The following is an 18,066-nucleotide window of genomic DNA, read 5'->3' on the forward strand; positions in this document are numbered from 1 at the left end:
GAAAGTTCAGACCTCTCAGACAGCCTTAAAATCATTTTTTTTTAAAAAATAACCATATCCACAAAAAGTCAACGTTTAAATATGAAATAAATTGAATTAGTAATGCACACTCAATCTGTTATTTTTTTAAAACAGTAGCCTGAAAAGAAGTACTATTAAACCTCGTTTTGCATGCATCTAAAACCTATAACAGTATGAATTTAAGATATGATTACAAAAAAGTATTTATCCTTATTAATATGGTTGCAATGGGTATATAACTTTGAAGCCATCAAAAAACAGAGAACAAAATAGAAGAAAAAGAGACAGGGGAAGAAAAGAGGCAAAAGAATGGGGAGTTAGCCACCGGAAACAAAACCGCAAACCTGTCCCGAATGCCTCTTAACAACTCAAAACCTTATTCAGGAAATACTGGTGGATGCGCAGATCATCGGTTAATTCCGGATGGAAAGCAAGAGCCAGCACATTACCCTGTTCTGCAGCAATAATCATGTCTTCAAGCCTGGAAAGCACGCGCACACCAGGCCCGCAGCTAATGATTCCCGGAGCCCGGATGAACACCCCGGTAAACGGAGAGTCAAGAATAACCACATCAAGCTCTGCCTCAAAGGAATCCCTCTGCCTCCCAAAAGCGTTCCTGTTAACCCTTGTATCCATGATCCCGAGCAGCTCCTGCCCGGTTTTTTCTACCTGCCGGTCCCCTTCCTTTGCAAGCACGATCAGCCCCGCACAGGTCCCGAGAACCGGAACTCCTCTTGCAGCAGCCTCCTTAATCTCCTCTCCAATTCCTTCGCGGGCAAGCAGCCGGCAGAGCGTTGTGCTCTCCCCCCCGGGGATCACAATTCCGCTGCACTCCGGAACAATTCCCTTATGCTTTATCTCAACTACCTCAGCCTCAACCCCTCTCTCTGCAAGGGCTCTCCTCAAAGCATCAACATGCTCGGAAACCGCTCCCTGAATAGCGATTACACCTATCTTCATGAAAAACACCATTTTCCGGAAATTAATCCTCTATTTCTTGAATCAAAAACCCTGAAAAAATAAACTGATTTCATTCTTACAAACCTGCAAGAATAAATCTGTTTTTAAAAAATTGAGTTTTGGCCTCTTGAAAGAAGCTAATTTCTATAACCCGTAAACATTCCTCTTCAACAAAATTCACTTCTAAAACCCACAAATTAGTCCTCTTGAGCGAAACGAAGTGGAGCGAAAAGGACACCGTCCTCCCGAGACGGGACTCGGGCGGGTTACCAACCGCGTTCCTGAAGGGCTTCCTGGGCAGGGATCATGTCAGCGCTGATGCCTTTCATGCCTGCACCCACACCTTTTGAGATCTCGGCAAGTTTTACAGGGTTATCGTAGTTATTTACGGCCTCCACGACTGCTTTTGCCATCTTTTCAGGGTTTTCGGCTTTGAAAATGCCTGAGCCTACAAAAACCCCGTCTGCGCCAAGGCGCATCATAAGCGCGGCATCTGCAGGGGTTGCAACTCCGCCGGCTGCAAAGTTCACGACAGGCAGACGCTGCATTTTAGCAGTTTCAACTACAAGCTCGATCGGGGCTTCGATTTCCCTGGCAACCATTATAAGTTCTTCTTTGGTCTTGCCTGCAAGGGCACGGATTTCACCCTGGATCTGCTTCATGTGCTTAACTGCCTGGCTAACGTCACCTGTTCCGGCTTCTCCTTTGGTCCGGATCATGGCTGCACCTTCGTTGATCCTGCGGAGGGCTTCTCCGAGGTTTCTGGCTCCGCAGACAAAAGGCACCGTAAACTGTGTTTTGTCTATGTGATAGAAAGGATCGGCAGGAGTAAGGACTTCGGACTCATCCACCATGTCAACGCCGAGGGCCTCTAAGATTTCGGCTTCGACAAAGTGTCCGATCCTTGCTTTTGCCATAACAGGGATGGTGACCGTTTCAATGATCTGCTGTACGATTTCGGGATCTGCCATCCGGGCGACCCCACCAGCCTTTCTGATATCTGCAGGGACAGCCTGAAGGGCCATAACAGCAACCGCTCCGGCTTCTTCTGCAATCCTGGCCTGTTCCGGGGTTGTAACGTCCATGATCACACCCCCCTTCTGCATCCGTGCAAAGCCCCTTTTGATAAGTTCGGTCCCATGTCTTAATTTCTCAAAGTCCATGAATGTCATCCTCTTTGTTTTGATAAGATTTCTAAGATATTGCCGTAGGAAATCTCTTCCACAGGTGAAACGGCCATCAGGTCTTTCCACCAGTTGCAACCAGCAGGTTGCGGTTTTCAGTATGCTGTTTCTCCAGTTAATTGTGAATACGCTCAATAGTTAAAAGCATTATTTAAGCTATTCCTTAATAGGAGAATACAGAATAAATTAACTTGCAATGATATAAAAATTTTTATTTTTTTATTGAGAATTAATATTTTTAATAACTATCCTGTTTCTCCGACCATTTACCCCGAACGTATCTGAACCCTTAATGAACTTCCGCGCTATAATATCAAAAAGTATATTTATAAGTTAACTTTTCGGTTTGACCTGACGATCTCAGTCTTCATATAATTTCAATCTTCATAATATATCCTGTAAGGTTTGATATGATCCCTGAGCCAGAGCAAGGAATAAAATCTGACTCTCCTACGCTCAATTATCCAATATAAAGTTTTTGTAAATAACTGGAGAGATGGGATGGGAAATCCTTTTCAAAAAAAGATACATGCTTCTTTAATTCCTTTTATATTTCAGACAGGACATTTGAGGGGATACATGAAAAAATAATTATAAGATGGGCTAAATCATTATATAAGGTTATTTTTTTCCGGATAGTTTCTGGATTTCAGGTGTTTATTAATTCAGACACGGACTATTTATTTACGTAGGGGGAATTCGAAAATGAGGTTTAAACGTCTGGAAGTATCATTTTTATGTGCATTTTTGCTTACCGCCCTTATCGCGTTACCGGCATATGCCCAGATGGGACCTGGAGGCAATTCAGGTGCAGGTAATTCGGGTATAGGTAATTCAGGTGCAGGAATGGGCTATGGAATGGCTCAGGGTTACGGTTTTGCGCAATACGACGGCAGGTTTAATGGCTTTGGGTCATTGACCTTTGAAGAAGCCGCGGATACCTTCGGGATTCCGGTTGAAGACGCGATCTCTGACCTTGAGCTTCCGGAAGATCTGGATACGCAGCTCACCATTCTGGAGATTGAAGAGCGGTATGGGGTTTCAGGGCAGGAAATTGCCAGTTACATGGTAATGAATATGCAGCAGCTGAATACGACTCTTAACCCGAGGGAAAGGCTCCTGATGCGTCAGGAAGCAATTCAGGCAATGCGGGCCGGTAGAGGTTATGGGATGTATTTCATGCGGCAGGGAAGTTTTGCCTACGGGAACTTTACCACTTTTAACTTCAACGAAAGCGGGGCAGTAGAAGACTTTGCTGTAAGCGGAAACCTGCTCTTTGATTCGGTTGAGATCTCGGACTTTGAGTACCTTGATGAACAGGTGACTGAAACAACAGCTTTTTACCAGGGCGCTGACAGCCAGGTCCTGATTCAGGATTCTCCAATGGGAATTTTCCAGGTAAGAGCTTTTGCAGACAAAACCGTCACTTACGACCTTGCAGAGGGAGTAACGGCAAGCCTGGAAGAGAACATTTCCAGCGGGCTTGAAAATGCAGTTCCGATAAAAATTACTGCAGATAATTTTGAGGGTTACCTCCTGTTTTTCAGGAATCCCCTTGCCGAAAATCCCAATGTAGATATTAACGGGACTGAAGCGGAAATCTCGGGCGATAAGATCACAGTCAAACTTGTCGAAGATAGTGTGTCAATGTTCAGGGCAAGCCCGATGCAGCCTTCATTGATGCAGACCGGATACAGGTACAGTAATAATTATACCTACATGAATCAGGTGCTTAACGGAGGAATAGCAACCGGAAGATTCGGAGCCGAGATGGCTCTCCGTGCAGGCTCGGATTATGCTCCGGTCACAAATTATGCCCCTGTTGGCCTGAAGATAAGAGAAAGAGATCAGGACCGCATTGTCCTCGATGTTGAATCCGAACTGCCAGATGGAAGAGTCGTCTATATAAATGTAGACAATGAAACCATCAACCTCACCAATCCCGACCGCCTGAGGCTCAGGTATGACGGAACGGTAATTGAAGCAGCTGACAGTATTGACGAGCTTTTTGCAGGTGGAAACAACCCCCTCTGCTACAGGCAATACGAAAATGGGACAGCTTCAATTGCAGTATATATCCCGCAGTTTTCGGAACATGAGATTATAATAGACCTCGAGCCCGAAGGAGAGGAAGATTCAGCAAATCTTGAAACGGCTCAGGATGAAGAGGACCTGGAAACAGGAGAACCTATGGCTCAGGACGAAGAAGGAGAAACGGAATCTTCTCCAGCCTTTGAGTTAGTGTTTGCGGTTACAGGTCTGGCAGCAGCATACGGACTGAGGCACAGGAAATAAAAACTCGGCACCATGCTTTATGCATAAGGAACCGGAATCAATTCTCAAAAAATTGAGCTTTTTATTTCCGATTCCTGATTTATTACTTTTTTTCATTCTGAACCTAAAACATTATTCGCTGTATTGAGTCGTTCCTGTCCAGGCAGAGTTATGCCACCCGAATTTCGCTTCGGGAGCACGAGGTCTGTTTCGCTCCGCTCAAGCAGACTACTTTATCAGACTACTTTATCAGACTACTTTATCAGACTACTTTATCAGACTACTTTATCAGACTACTTTATTATAGAGTCGGGAGCTGTGCTCAAGAGGACTAACTTAAAAAGAATAGTAAAATAAAGAGATGCAGGAGAGCGGTATTTCCCAAAAAGACTGAAAAGAAGGAGAAAAAACAGTAAAGTAAGAAACTATCAAAGAAGCTGTAATAACAAACGGAAAAGAACAAACCAAGTTATATCAAAAAAATTCTTCTTCTGCACCTCTTTTTCACTCAAAGTTCTTTTTTCACTTTTTATTCTCCGAAGAATTTTCCATTACTTCTTCTATTCCGTACAGGTCAAGCTTTGTACAGATACCTGCAGAAACCCATATGGTAAGTGCAGGGATAAAGGCTTTTAAAAACTCTATGAGAGTAGTTCCAGAGTAACTGGAAGTTTCCACCGTGGCAAGTCCAAAATCAAGAAGAAGAGTGGATATCCCGAACAGCATGAGAGCGATAAATACCCGTGTAGCCCTCTGTCCTGAATTTCCGGAATCTACCGGGAGACCCTTTCTTATTATTAGGAGATATGCCATGTTAGCTCCAAGGAAAAAGCCTGCTACTTCGCCGCTTACAAGGGACATGGCTGCAAGCAGGGTGGGGACTACAAACATAATGGAGTAGAAAAAGAGATTTTTCTGCCTGAAAGCAGGTTCAAAGTTTTCTTTTTTGAAAAATTCATCTTTCAGGGGACTTTTAAGGAAGTACGAAAAGGCGACAAGGATAGTTAAACCCAGGACAGCGCCCCCCAGGACATCCCCCAGAAAATGCCTTCCCAGGTACATTCTTGAAAAAGCTACGAGCAGCACTGCTGCAGGGGCTAGCCTGCTGATTGTTCTGCTGTTGAAGACGCTGGAGGTCCCTCCCCAGAGCACGGTGGTAAGTGCGACATGTCCTGAAGGGAAGCCGAAAGGAGAATCGGGGAGGGGGTCCTGAAGGCGGAAAGCCTCAAGGATTTCCCTGTCCGGAACTTTGAAAAAACCCTTTTCTCCGTTTCCATTAAAGGGAGAGGTATTTTTGATTCCATCCTCAAGGTTGAGGACCCTGCTGTCTACAAAATCCGGCCTTGGGAAGGCGATAAGTGCCTTAAAGGTCTCGGTAATCAAAGCAGTCCAGATCAGCAGCTGGAACAGAAGAAAACCCTTCCTGAAATCAATCCCGAAAGTAGTGATGATTATTATGCCGGCAAAAAAGGTGGCAGATCCCATTGAAGTTATCAAAACCACAAGGAATGTAAACCATTCGGTCCCGAGGGACTGGAGATAAAGTATGGGTTCTGTCTGGAACAAGGAGTCACTCCTGATTAAATGCTTTCCGTCAGTCGTATATCCGGCTATATCCAGAAAGAAGGGAAACTGTAAAAAGTTTATGTTAAGTTTGGCATTTGACTCCACTTAAGACCTATCCGAAAAGTCAATAATGGCATGTTGTAGAAGTTACAATAGGCCATAATATCGAGTATCAGTTAAGTTGTGCATATTGCCAATTGTAAAAGTTACAGTAGGTCACAACACTTTTCGGATAGGCTCTTAGTAAATATGGAAAAATTAATAAAAATGTGAAAAAAATATTTATGATTTTGAGAGCAATAATGAGATCATATTTTTTCTAATCAGAGTGCAACACCAGGATCGATAGCTTGAAACTGAACCAGATAGACGACACCCGAAGAAAAAGGGCAGTTATCATTTTCCTTGCCGCCATTATTTTTATCTCGGTCAAGGGGTTTTTGTCTCCTGTGGTAGGTGTCGGTTTCATCCTCCAGAAAGAAGTGGTCGGAGTTACGGGAGAAGAGAGGACTATCATCTTCCAGAGCGGCCCTGAGGGAGTCCTGGTCCAGAACGCAACCTGCGGAGAACTGCTCCCGGAGAGCGAAAATCTCCAGATCAACGAGTCAGTGGAAGCCGAACTAAAAACCATGTACCCGGAAATCGAATACGTTGTCCTGATGCGGCTCTGCGTTGAAGACGAAGTAAGGGAATACAGGGCAAGCAGGGAGGACTTCAATACGCTGGAAGTGGGCAGGGTGGCCAAGTTCAGGGTTTACCGCTCCGAAAGGGACCTGATCGAGAGGATAGTCGAAATGTAAGCTCTGCAACCGGAGCCTGCTATCAAAATATCTTTTAGATTTTTTCCTTTTAGATTTTTTCCTTTTAGATTTTTTCCTTTTAGATTTTTTCCTTTTAGATTTTTTCCTTTTAGACTTGTTTCCCGATTATTTTCTTGTATTTCCTGTTTTTCTGTTTTTCCCGGTTATTTTTTGTATTTCCCGTTTTTCTGTTTTCCCGGTTATTTTCTATTTTTATCTTTCGCAGAAAATTTCGTTCCCTCAGTTTTATATCCCGTGATATATAATTTTCATATATTCGGTATATACCGGAAATAATGAGCCATCGTAAATATCTGCCATAATATTCGATATTTCTGGAAATTTGATGTTCCGGAACATTGGAAATCCCGGAAATTCAATATTCTGGAATACGATATTTCCGGCATATGCACGTTTGAGGGGGATTAAATGAAATTCATGAAAACACTACTCTTACTTTTGCTCATAGTATGCCTTATCGGCGTTTCAGGCTGCACAAGTTCTGAAGATTCCGAACCTGACGTTCCTGTGCCCGATACTCCTGAACCCAGTCCCGATGTCCCGGCTGTTCCCAGAGCAGCAGGGAATACTTCAACTGACATCCTGAACGAAACCGTTAATATCACAGGTGAGAGTCTGGAATATCCAAGCTATACGGCCGCTCCGGCTGTAGAGGGCGAATACCCGGCTGTGGTGCTTATCCACTCCTTTAACGGCTTTGAACCCGGATACCAGGAGATGGTGGACAGGATGGCAGCAGACGGGTTTGTTGTGGTTGCTCCGCAGTGGCAGACCTATTCCCGTTCACCTCCGGATTCTGAGGTGGAGGCCCTTGTCAGAAACAGCGTAAGTTACCTGGAGAGCAGGGACGATGTGGATCCGGAAAAAATTGGCCTCACCGGTTTTTGTGCGGGCGGCAGGTATACCATGCTTTTCCTGCCCCAGATAGAGGAGTTCAATTCAGGAGTTGCCTGGTATGGTTTTCCTTACTCAGGCGGGACTGAAACCCAGCCGGAAGCACCTGCAAACCTGACCGACCAGCTTGAAGCCCCGATCCTTATCATCCACGGGACTCGCGACCAGGCGAGCAATGTCTCGGATATCTACCGGTACGCCGGCGAGCTGGATGCAGCTGACAAGTATTTCGAACTGAAAGTTTACCAGGGGGAACCACACGGTTTCATGGTCCAAGACGGAGAACTTTCCGAAAGCTTCGTTGCACAGGATGCATATGATGAGATGATTAATTTCTTTGACAGGACACTGAATTCCGGAACAATGAATAATTCGTCTCAGTGACCTGAGAGAGCACTGTCAATCTCATCAATTCATTTTTTTATAAAAATAGCATTTCAGTCCGTTTTATCGTAATAGGGATATATATTTTTCCTGCGTCTCTGAAATTTTGTATGTATCTCTGTATATATCTTTTAACAGATTGCTTTTTACTTCATATTATTGCTGAAAGTAGAGGCAACTTTGGAACTTTCGAATACGATTTTTCAAAAAAGCAATATATATTTAATCCATAATATTAAAATAAAAAATGTTCTTGCCCGAAACATGGACTTATGGTAAACACACTTTCTCACCTGGGAATAGGTTTTCTGATTGCACTGGCTCTGGGTCTGAGAGGAAAGAAACTAAAAGTTGTTGCTTTTCTCTCCGTGCTCCCTGATCTGGACGTTATCCCGTATTCGTTGTTTCTCGCTGTCAGCAGCAGCCTGACCCATGAGTCCCGGAACCAGCTTTTCTACCTGTTCGGACACAGGGAGTTCACGCACTCAATTCTTTTCATTGCTCTGGTTACACTTTTTATCTGGGTAAAAACGAGAGACTGGATTTTTACCTACGGAGGATTTCAGTCCATTTTTCTCCACGTTTATCTGGACTATGTCACAACCTGGAAAATGCGCCCGCTTTATCCGTTCAGCACAGACCCTTCCATTATAGGGTCAGTTTATTTCTATGACCCCCTGCTAAATTTGCTTCCACTCCTGCCCCTTTTCTTTATAATTCTGGGGAGTTTGAGACGCAGGGGAAAGCTAAACGGCAGATTCAACAACTTTTACGTTTATATATGTAAGAATTCCGATAAACTCTATGCTTCCCTGATCCTCGTACTATTTATCTGGCTTGCTTTTACGCCGGTTTCAAAAGCCTTCCTCATCAATCATATATCCTGGACAGAAGAAGCCGAAATAAGCTACCAGAACACCTATCCGGAATCCACAGGCGGGTTTCTGACTGCATATTCCTTTAATTCTACTCATTATAAGGTCCTGGAAGTTAACTACCTTTCAGGGATCGAGAGGAGCAAATACATTGAAAAAATATCAGTAAATGGAGATATCCCTGAGGCTTCTGTCTACGTTGAAAGAGCTGAGAAACTCTACAGTGCCGGTCTTCCTCAGGAAATCGACTATCCGGTTTATGTGGTTTCTGAAAATAACAGCTCTGTAATGGTAACCCTGAGTGATGCAAGAAATCCTTATGTTAGAAACTGGGCTTATTTTTACTCGGTTTACAGATTTATTTTTGACAAAAGGAATGAGGAGTATCATGTTTACGCAAGTGTCCAGGGAGGGCCGGAAGAAGAACTTAATAGAAACTGGTTCGGATGATCCTTTTTCAGATGATTTTTTCAGATGATTCTTATCTGGTGATATTTTACTCGACACTTTTTGAGTAATTTTTTAGATAATTCCTTAGAACGATTTATCACCTTCAGGATTATGAACAGTATAAATAGCTTCTAAGTTTCATTTCTTCTTTTTTCCAGACTTCATTCAATTATCTATCTATTTATATAATAAGATAGGAATATACTGAGGAGAGTACTGAGGAGAAGCACCAGAGCAGTAGAACTTCTCTATCAGAAGAACTTTAGAACTGAAGTGCTTCCAGAACTATAGTTTCCAAACCTTATGCATTAAACACACCTCGAGCTGATCACAAAACTCAAAAATCGCTTCGTTGAATCTCGATATTGGAATAATCAATCGAGCTATTGATTACGAAAGTAGTTATGAAACTCTTATGCATGTGGAAATAATATTGTTTTTGGGATAGGCTCCTCTAATAATACGGAATAATTCACGGTAGATTTATGGTAAACACAATTTCCCATATAGGAATCGGTCTGCTTCTTGCCCATTCCCTGGGCTTGAAAGGAAAAAAGAGGCTTGGCCTGGTTCTTCTTTCTATAATCCCTGACCTGGACTATGTCAGCTATTCGCTCTTTACGCTCATCAGCGGAAGCGTAAGTCACGAGGCGCGAAACCAGCTCTTCTATTTGCTGGGGCACAGGGAGTTTACGCATTCGATTTTTTTTGCTTTTCTTGTTGCACTTCTTATCTGGTTCAGAACTAAAGACAGAGCTTTTGCATTCGGAGGGTTTCAGGCTCTTTTCCTTCATATCCTCCTGGATTACACTACTATCGCAAAAATGCGTCCCTTCTATCCGTTCAGCACAAATGAATCCGCTCTTAGAGCCCTTTACCCCTTCGACCCTGTGATAAATGTCATACCCTTGCTGCCGGTTTTCATAGTGGCTGCGGAATATATGAAAAACAGGGACAAATGGAGTCTTGGAACCGGAGATAAATGGAACCTTAAAAACGCGAAGAGATGGCCCTTCGAAGGCATGGAAAGCTGGAGCCTTAAAAAAAGATACAGTCTCAAAAACAGAGACATGCTGAGCAGAAAATTAAGCGGACTGAAAAAATTAAGTGTATTAAACGGATTCCATGGTTTTGTAAACAGGCATGAAGGCAAATTCTATGCCTCTTTTATCCTGGTCCTCCTTGTCTGGACCACAATATTCCCTATTGCAAAAATCCTCCTGATAGATAGCATCTCCAGGGAAGAAGGAACCGAGATCAGCTACAACGACACCTATCCTATATCGATCGACAAATTCCTGGCAGCATATTCGTATGATGATGCCCGGTATAAACTCCTGAAAGTCAGCTACTGGTCAGGAGTCGAAAAAAGCTTCTACGTTGAAAAAGTAACCGTGACCGGAGACATCCCGAATGCCTCCGCCTATGCCGAAAGAGCCGGGAGGCTATACGGGAATTCAGTGCCTCAGGCGATCGATTATCCTGTATATTCGGTTTCGGAAAAAGATGGGGCTGTAACCGTAATATTAAGCGATGCCAGAAATCCGTATGTTAAAAATTGGCCTTATTTTGATACGGTTTACAGGTTTGTTTTTGACAGGGAAAGCGGAGAATACGAGGTATATGAGAGTCACTACGGAAGAGCAGAAAAGAAGCTTGATAAAAACTATTTTGAGTGAACCTTGAGTGAACCCTGGAAGCAAAAAGCATTTTGAGAAAAACCGGAGTCGTTTCCGATTACACTTCATCCAAAAAAGGTAATCGGAATAACATAACTATGCTTAAACAACATAATTATGCCGAATTATGCTGAAAATAATTTTCCGATTATTATGTCGAGAAATATCTTCCCGATTTATTTCTGAATCTTTTTGAAGTACTTGTCGAGTTCTTCCCAGTCGATTATGTTCCAGAACCCTTCTATGAATTTGCCCCTGTCATTCTTGTAATCAATGTAGTAGGCGTGCTCCCAGACATCCAGGTCCATAATGATCGGGAAATCAGGGACCAGGTTTACATTATGCTTTTCTATCTGTACGATCCCGAGCCTTTTGGTGCCCTTGCAGAAAGTTAAGGCTGCCCAGCCGGAACCTTCGACACTTGATGCGACCTTGGAAAATTCTTTTTTAAATCTTTCAAAACTTCCGAAATCTTCCTTAATTGCTTCAGCAAATTCGCCTACAGGTTCCTTGCTGGCATTGCTTGCAGGAGTCATCTCCCACCAGAAGAAGTCGTGAAGGACATGCCCGCTCAGATTGAAAGACAGAGCTTTTGCAGTTGCTTTATAGTCAAAATCCGTGTCCTCTTTTCTGGCTTTGTCCATCATTTCCAGAAGGGCGTTAGTGTTGTTCACATAACCCTGATGGTGTTTGTCGTGGTGTATACGCAGCTGTTCTTCGGAAATGTACGGTTCAAGGTCTGCGTATCCATATTTCAATGGTGGTAACTTGTACAGGTCTTTAGCCATATTATATACCCTCTTCACAATCGGCTGGTTTCACAGAATTTGCTCCGGAATCGGAATAGGGTCCGAATAGAATCCGAATGGAGTCCGAATAGATCTGAATAGGATCTGAAAGGCGTCCGAACAACTTGAACGACGTCTGAACAGAGTCAAACAGAATTTCACAGATTCTACACTTTCCAGTCAGAGATTCAATTAAAAATCCTGCCTGTGAACCAATTTTCCCCTAAATATGTTAACAGAAGTATGTCTTTCAAACTACTCTGTCACAAACTACTCAATCCCAAAATATTCTGCGCCGTATCTTTTCAATACAAAGCAAACACATATAAAATCGCCATCTGGCAATTCTAAATGTAAAATATAATTATACATCAAACCTATTTAAAGGTAAAAGACGAAAACTATGAGAGATTTTTGAAGAAACTGATTCAAGGTTTCACCAAACTTTTTGTGTCTTTAGCCAAACCTTTTGTTTCGTAATCGTCAAACTGTTTGTTTCGTATTCTTCAAACCGTTTTTCTGTAATTGTTCGCCTGTAATTATTTGTTCCTTTTTCTGCAGGTGAACACAAAAAGTTCATTTCATTTTTTGCTGCTTTCTAGTTTTCTAATTTGTTGAAGGCTCCTTCGCGTGATGTTGTATTTGGAGCTCCAATCATAAAAGAAGGAACTTTAGGAAAAATAGCAAAATTTGGATTGAAGAAAATAAAACTACAACAATAGCTCTAAGTAGAAGAATATAATTAATAGTAATATTTAAAAATGGGTTAATATAAATAACGGATACTTGTTATGGATTTATCAAATAAAGGGTGATGGGGAGAGAGTTGAAGTGACAGTTGAGGAAAACCTGCAATTGATGACAACACTGGATGATGCATGGAATTCACAGGACTGGGACACGTTCGAGAAACGTCATACTGAAAAGGTTGAGGTTTACTGGCCGGGTCAGCCGGAGCCGACAAGGGGAAGAAAATCGCATCACGAAGAAGCGGTACAATTTTTCAAAACATTTCCGGATAACCATGTTGAGAACAGACCGTATAAGGTGTTATTTGGACAGGGAGACTGGACCTGCTCAGTAGCTACATTCACAGGTACCATGAAGGGACCCATGATTGGAGCTGATGGAAAAGAAATTCCACCTACAAACAGGAAATTCAAAGTGGAATTTTGTACGGTTGCTCACTGGAAAAATGGAGAAATCGTCGAAGAGAGGCTTTTCTACGACCTTGTCGGGCTGATGAAACAGATTGGCCTTATGTAACAGATTAGCCTTATGTGAGAGAAAAGAAACAATCGGTTTTTCAAATATACCTGGAAACGGGTACACGCCTGAATTATAGCTGCTTGAATTTAGTTGCTAAATTGCATTTGCATGAATCACACGCTTGAACTGTAGTTGCTTGCGTAAAGTTTTATATCATATCTGAACAGTTCTATGCGCAAGCAACCGGGTTTTTAGACATCCCGCTTTTTGTTATCTTCTGCTTCTGGCAGGCCCTGAATTAAGGACTTATATTTTTCAAAGTTTCCCTCTTCAATAAGATATATATTTTTCAAAGTTCTCTCCCATAATAAAGGGATAAAAAAATGGTAAACACACTCTCCCACCTCGGAGTCGGCCTTCTGATCGCTCTGGCTCTCGGATATAAAGGAAGAAAACGAGAAACTCTGGCTTTTCTGGCAATCCTGCCGGACCTGGACTTCATCCCTTACATCCTCTTTGCCCTTGTCAGCGACAGCGTAAGCCATGAGACCAGAAACCAGCTCTTTTACCTGCTGGGCCACAGGGAGTTCATGCACTCCATCCTTTTCATCCTGCTCGTAACGCTTTTCATCTGGCTTATAACAAAAGACCGCAGGTTCACCGCCGCTGGGTTTGCAGCTATTTTTCTCCACAGCTACCTTGATTATGCCACCAGCTGGAAAATGCGCCCCCTCTACCCTTTCAGCACCGAGACATCCATCATGGGAGCCGTCTATTTTTTCGATCCGTTGGCAAACCTCCTCCCCCTGCTGCCCGTCTTTATCGTACTTGTCGGGCATATGAAAAGGAATGGCAGATGGAACGGAAAGTTCAACAACTTCTGTACCTTTGTCGCCGAAAACCGGAGCAAATTCTATACAACGCTTCTGGTCGTGCTCCTGGTCTGGATCACAGTGCTGCCTATGGCAAAGTTTTTCCTTGTCAACCAGGTCTCCGAAGAAGAAGGAACCAGAATAAGTTACCAAAATACCTACCCTTCCTCCCCCGGAAAGTTCCTTACCGCGTACTCTTATAACGCCACCCACTACAAGATTCTGGAAGTCAGCTACTGGGCAGGGATCGAAAGAAGCGATTATATCGAAAAAATCAACGTAACCGGCGACGTCCCCGATGCCTACGCCTACGCCGAAAGAGCCGGAAAACTCTACAGCACAGCCGTCCCTCAGGAAATCGATTACCCTGTTTATAGCGTTTCGGAAGAAAACGGCTCGGTAAATATCGTGCTGAGCGATGCAAGAAACCCGTATGTTAAAATGTGGACGTATTTTGATACGGTTTACAGGTTCGTTTTTGATACGGAGGGCGGGGAATATGAGGTGTATGCAAGCGTGCAGGGGGAAGAGGAGGAAGAGAAATTGGGGAAGAATTATTTTGGGTGAAATTACAGAATCTGAAGTTTCATTTCAAAAAATATCATTTAATCTCTTTTTAATAGAATTATCTATTTTGAAACCTTCAATATATCAAATAATTTGATAAAATTTAAAATAAGTTAGCACATATCGCATTACATGGATAAAGAAGCCTTCTTGCATCAATTGGAATCCTCTGCAACAAAGAAGGATAAGAAATTGTTTGCTAAAACTTTTTACGACCTTCAGCCTGATGTAATAATCGGCTTCACTAAAGAAGAATTTTCGCGAACTATTTACATATCCCATCAGTTTAGCTCACAGAAAATGGATAGGTTATTTAATTTTCTTGAAAATAAAGGATTATTTTTCCTGAATAACGCTTTAAAGGGAATCGATGAACTCAATAATTCTCTTCTCAGTAAATTCTATTATAGTTTATGTATTTCCCTCTATGAAACCAATAAAGAAAAAGTCAAGCGCGTATTAGTAAATAATGCAGTTGCCTGCTGTAAGCTTGCAGAGATGGGCATTGACAGCAAGGAGAATCTTGAAACTGTTATCAGTCTTTATGGCAATGTCAGGGAAATTTTTCCCAAAAAAAGCATAGATTACGCTATTGTGTTGATGAACGAGGGTAATGCAAGACAAACACTTGCAGAAATGGGCATTAAAAGTAGGGAAAATCTTGAAATTGCTGTCAGTTTTTACGGCGATGCCAGGGAAATTTTTCCCAAAAAAAGCATAGATTACGCTATTGCGTTGATGAACGAGGGTAATGCAAGACAAACACTTTCAGAAATGGGCATTAAAAGTAGGGAAAATCTTGAAATTGCTGTCAGTTTTTACGGCGATGCCAGGGAAATTTTTCCCAAAAAAAACGCAGATTACGCTCGTGTATTGATAAACGAGAGTACTGCAAGGCAAACACTTGCAGAAATGGGCATTGAAAGTAGGGAAAATCTTGAAACTGCTATCAGTTTTTACGGCGATGCCAGGGAAATTTTTCCCAAAAAAGGCGTGGATTATGCTATTGCGTTGATGAACGAGGGTAATGCAAGAAAAGAACTTGCAGAGATGGGTATCGAAAGTAGGGAAAATCTTGAAACTGCTATCAGTTTTTATGGCGAAGCTAGGGAAATTCTTCCCAAAAAAAGAACACCTTACGCTCGTGCGTTGATGAACGAGGGTAATGCAAGACAAAAACTTGCAGAGATGGGCATTGATATCAAGAAGAATCTTGAAATTGCTGTCAGTTTTTACGGCGATTCCAGGGAAATTTTTCCTAAAAAAAGCGTGGATTATGCTCGTACGTTAATGAATGTGTCAAGGGCGGTTAACTTTTTTCCATTTTGGGCGGTTTAGAATTTGCCAACCTTTTAATATAAATTTTACTCAATTTTTCATAAACTTTTAGAAATTACTGGCATATATTTCCTGTTTTTATTCCCTGTTTCTTCCTTTCTTTCAGCCTGTAACTTTCCCCTTTGATGTTAATCGTAGTTGAATGGTGGAGAATCCTATCAAGTACAGCAGCCGCTATTACATGGTCCTTGAATATCTCTCCCCATTCTCCATATGATTTATTTGATGTCAAGATCGTTGAACTCTTTTCATACCGTCTTGAGATCAGCTGAAATAGGCAGTGAGCTCCTTCTTCGTCAAATGGGAGATACCCTATTTCGTCAATTATCAGCACTTTATATTTCATCAAGTCCCTTAGTTTCTTTTCAAGCATTCCTTCTCGATTTGCTATTTTCAACTTCTCGATAAGGTTTCCTGTATTGGTAAAGTAAACCGAAATCCCTGCTTTTGCTACTTCAATCCCAAGAGCGATTGCAAGATGAGACTTTCCAACTCCGGGAGGACCAAGGAAAACGACATTCTCTGAATTATGAACAAATCTCAAGGTTGCAAGGTCTTCGATTGCTTTTTTATCAATGGATTTCTGAAATTCAAAATCGAATTCCTCAAGAGTCTTTTTAACGGGAAAAACTGCACTTTTCATCCTTCTCTCAATTGCAACAGCTTCTCTGTGTTTCTTTTCCTGTTCAAACAAGTAATCAAGGACTTCCATTGTTGTCTTGTTGTCCCTTGCAGCAATTTCAAGGTAGTTATCCAGAAGCTCTTCGATAGAATTAAGTTTCAGGTATTGCAGGTTATTGTGAAGTCTCTCATAGGTGAAGTTGTTCATTCAAAACCACCTTCACTAAATATTTCATAGACATCAAGAGACCTTTTTTCAACTTCGGGATCTGAGAACTTCAACGGGATCTGTGAATCTTTTTTGCATTTTGAGTTCTCTTTAAGAATCTCACTCAGGAGACCCTGGAAATGTTCCTTTTTCCTTGAAACTCTGCAGTTTCCAGGAAGGATTTCATGTTCACAGACTTTCTCATAATCAACATAGACCTCGAATATTCCTTCAAGGATCTGAAGCTCTGCAGTTCTCCCTGCAAACCTGTAAGGAACAGAATACTTATTTCCAAGGAACGAAATATAACAGTCTCTGGAGACCTTTCTGGTCTCCTTATGGACAACTTTGTAAGGAGGAACCTGATCCAGAGGGCTCAGTTTCTCCTCCTTAAAGCGTTCAAGAGGGATTTGATAGGTTGTTCCGTGGACAGTTGAATTTACCCATTCCAACCAACTGTGAACTTGGGCGTTCAGGTCTTCGAGAGAGGTAAACCTTCTTCCAAGGAAGAAATCCCTCTTGACGAAACCGACTGTATTTTCAATTTTCCCTTTTGTCTGAGGCCTGTAAGGCCTGCATAACCGTGGAATAAAACCAAAGCATTTGAAGAAATCCTCAAACTGTGGGTTCCATTCGGAATCTGATGATTTTAAGGCTCTTTTGATAACAACCTGTTTCATGTTATCATAGAGGATCTCCTGTGTAAATCCTCCAAAGTACTCAAAAGCGTTCAGATGACACTGAATAAGAGTGGGAGTGTCTATGCTCAGTGTAAATTCAACATATCTCATTCTTGAATATCCAAGAATCATGTTGAAGCAAAAGAGTTTCTTTACCTTTCCATCAACCTCAACTGTTCCCATCTCTGCCCAGTCAACCTGAGCCTGTACACCTGGTTTTGTTTCATAGCGGAGTACAGCAGGGACTCCCTGTTTAGGTCGGACTTCTCTTACGAAGTCCTTGACTATGGTTTTTCCTCCATCAAAACCCATTTCTTTGATTTCCCTATAAAGGCGAACAGCAGTATAAGGACCTTCTTTGAGTTTTTCTTGTATGTAAGGTTTGAAAGGATCAAGTTTACTCGGTTTTGGCGGACGTTTCTGAGGTTCTGGGGCAGTTTTCTTTTTAAGATATTTCCTCACAGTTTCCCTAGCATAACCTGTTCTTCTAGAGATCTCACTGATGCTGAAGCCTTGTGAATACAAATCTCGTATCAATAGCCATTCCTCCGTTTTCAGCATTATCTACAATCCTCGAACTTTTCACAAGGATTGAGAATTGGAAGTTTTTAAACCGCCGTAATTGGAAGATTCTTAACCGCCCTTGACAGAATGAAGGCACTGCAAGACAAACAC

At 42.2% G+C, this 18,066-nt stretch carries 14 protein-coding genes; 8 read left to right on the forward strand and 6 right to left on the reverse strand.

The window, feature by feature from the left end:
- Positions 1–381 precede the first annotated feature (381 nt).
- Positions 382–981, reverse strand: coding sequence for a pyridoxal 5'-phosphate synthase glutaminase subunit PdxT (pdxT, locus tag MA_RS08140; RefSeq protein WP_011021577.1), 600 nt, complete (start codon positions 979–981; stop codon positions 382–384).
- A 266-nt stretch (positions 982–1,247) separates the two neighbouring features.
- Positions 1,248–2,144: a pyridoxal 5'-phosphate synthase lyase subunit PdxS gene (pdxS, locus tag MA_RS08145; RefSeq protein WP_048065155.1), complete on the reverse strand. Its 897-nt coding sequence runs from the start codon at positions 2,142–2,144 to the stop codon at positions 1,248–1,250.
- Between the two features lie 726 nt (positions 2,145–2,870).
- Between pdxS and MA_RS08150 the strand changes: the two genes are divergently transcribed.
- Complete coding sequence (locus MA_RS08150; RefSeq protein WP_011021579.1) at positions 2,871–4,460, forward strand: MAST domain-containing protein; 1,590 nt, start codon at positions 2,871–2,873, stop codon at positions 4,458–4,460.
- Between the two features lie 501 nt (positions 4,461–4,961).
- Here the strand turns inward: MA_RS08150 and MA_RS08155 are convergent.
- The gene (locus MA_RS08155; protein ID WP_157860134.1) at positions 4,962–6,005 is read right to left on the reverse strand and encodes a phosphatase PAP2 family protein; all 1,044 of its coding nucleotides are present in this window, start codon (positions 6,003–6,005) and stop codon (positions 4,962–4,964) included.
- 350 nt (positions 6,006–6,355) lie between these two features.
- Here MA_RS08155 and MA_RS08160 point away from each other — a divergent pair, with 350 nt between their 5' ends.
- The 4 genes from MA_RS08160 (at position 6,356) to MA_RS08175 (ending at position 11,108) form a co-directional block, all read left to right on the forward strand.
- Positions 6,356–6,805, forward strand: coding sequence for a hypothetical protein (locus MA_RS08160; protein WP_048065156.1), 450 nt, complete (start codon positions 6,356–6,358; stop codon positions 6,803–6,805).
- 429 nt (positions 6,806–7,234) lie between these two features.
- Entirely contained in the window at positions 7,235–8,104 is an 870-nt protein-coding gene (locus tag MA_RS08165; protein ID WP_011021582.1) for a dienelactone hydrolase family protein, read from the forward strand.
- A 272-nt stretch (positions 8,105–8,376) separates the two neighbouring features.
- Positions 8,377–9,429 (forward strand): metal-dependent hydrolase, encoded by a 1,053-nt coding sequence (locus tag MA_RS08170; protein WP_011021583.1) that lies wholly within the window; start codon positions 8,377–8,379, stop codon positions 9,427–9,429.
- A gap of 485 nt (positions 9,430–9,914) precedes the next feature.
- Entirely contained in the window at positions 9,915–11,108 is a 1,194-nt protein-coding gene (locus tag MA_RS08175) for a metal-dependent hydrolase (RefSeq protein ID WP_011021584.1), read from the forward strand.
- Positions 11,109–11,284: 176 nt separating this feature from the next.
- Here MA_RS08175 and MA_RS08180 read toward each other — a convergent pair whose 3' ends face one another.
- A complete protein-coding gene (locus tag MA_RS08180; protein ID WP_048065157.1) occupies positions 11,285–11,896 on the reverse strand; it encodes a superoxide dismutase in 612 nt (203 codons plus the stop codon).
- 831 nt (positions 11,897–12,727) lie between these two features.
- On the opposite strand from MA_RS08180, the gene MA_RS08185 reads away from it, so the two are divergent.
- The 3 genes from MA_RS08185 to MA_RS08195 all read left to right on the forward strand — a co-directional run bounded on the left by MA_RS08185 (position 12,728) and on the right by MA_RS08195 (position 15,882).
- A complete protein-coding gene (locus tag MA_RS08185) occupies positions 12,728–13,162 on the forward strand; it encodes an ester cyclase (RefSeq protein ID WP_226990797.1) in 435 nt (144 codons plus the stop codon).
- Positions 13,163–13,488: 326 nt separating this feature from the next.
- Complete coding sequence (locus tag MA_RS08190) at positions 13,489–14,544, forward strand: metal-dependent hydrolase (protein WP_011021587.1); 1,056 nt, start codon at positions 13,489–13,491, stop codon at positions 14,542–14,544.
- Positions 14,545–14,676: 132 nt separating this feature from the next.
- On the forward strand, positions 14,677–15,882 hold the full coding sequence (locus tag MA_RS08195; protein WP_011021588.1) for a hypothetical protein: 1,206 nt from the start codon (positions 14,677–14,679) through the stop codon (positions 15,880–15,882).
- A gap of 55 nt (positions 15,883–15,937) precedes the next feature.
- On the opposite strand, the gene istB is transcribed toward MA_RS08195, so the two are convergent.
- Positions 15,938–16,711: an IS21-like element ISMac3 family helper ATPase IstB gene (gene istB, locus MA_RS08200; RefSeq protein ID WP_011020063.1), complete on the reverse strand. Its 774-nt coding sequence runs from the start codon at positions 16,709–16,711 to the stop codon at positions 15,938–15,940.
- Positions 16,708–17,952, reverse strand: coding sequence for an IS21-like element ISMac3 family transposase (gene istA / locus MA_RS08205; protein ID WP_011021589.1), 1,245 nt, complete (start codon positions 17,950–17,952; stop codon positions 16,708–16,710). The genes istB and istA overlap by 4 nt, the downstream gene beginning before the upstream one ends.
- Positions 17,953–18,066: the final 114 nt, after the last annotated feature.

The organism is Methanosarcina acetivorans C2A, from assembly GCF_000007345.1.
GTDB lineage: Archaea > Halobacteriota > Methanosarcinia > Methanosarcinales > Methanosarcinaceae > Methanosarcina > Methanosarcina acetivorans.

What these genes read in the sequence shown, in the direction of transcription:
- MA_RS08170 (WP_011021583.1), top strand. Translation starts at nt 8,377, where the DNA reads ATGGTAAACACACTTTCTCACCTGGGAATAGGTTTTCTGATTGCACTG.
- istA (WP_011021589.1), bottom strand. Translation starts at nt 17,952, where the DNA reads ATGCTGAAAACGGAGGAATGGCTATTGATACGAGATTTGTATTCACAA.
- MA_RS08150 (WP_011021579.1), top strand. Translation starts at nt 2,871, where the DNA reads ATGAGGTTTAAACGTCTGGAAGTATCATTTTTATGTGCATTTTTGCTT.
- MA_RS08195 (WP_011021588.1), top strand. Translation starts at nt 14,677, where the DNA reads ATGGATAAAGAAGCCTTCTTGCATCAATTGGAATCCTCTGCAACAAAG.
- MA_RS08175 (WP_011021584.1), top strand. Translation starts at nt 9,915, where the DNA reads ATGGTAAACACAATTTCCCATATAGGAATCGGTCTGCTTCTTGCCCAT.
- MA_RS08190 (WP_011021587.1), top strand. Translation starts at nt 13,489, where the DNA reads ATGGTAAACACACTCTCCCACCTCGGAGTCGGCCTTCTGATCGCTCTG.
- MA_RS08165 (WP_011021582.1), top strand. Translation starts at nt 7,235, where the DNA reads ATGAAATTCATGAAAACACTACTCTTACTTTTGCTCATAGTATGCCTT.
- pdxT (WP_011021577.1), bottom strand. Translation starts at nt 981, where the DNA reads ATGAAGATAGGTGTAATCGCTATTCAGGGAGCGGTTTCCGAGCATGTT.
- MA_RS08180 (WP_048065157.1), bottom strand. Translation starts at nt 11,896, where the DNA reads ATGGCTAAAGACCTGTACAAGTTACCACCATTGAAATATGGATACGCA.
- istB (WP_011020063.1), bottom strand. Translation starts at nt 16,711, where the DNA reads ATGAACAACTTCACCTATGAGAGACTTCACAATAACCTGCAATACCTG.
- pdxS (WP_048065155.1), bottom strand. Translation starts at nt 2,144, where the DNA reads ATGGACTTTGAGAAATTAAGACATGGGACCGAACTTATCAAAAGGGGC.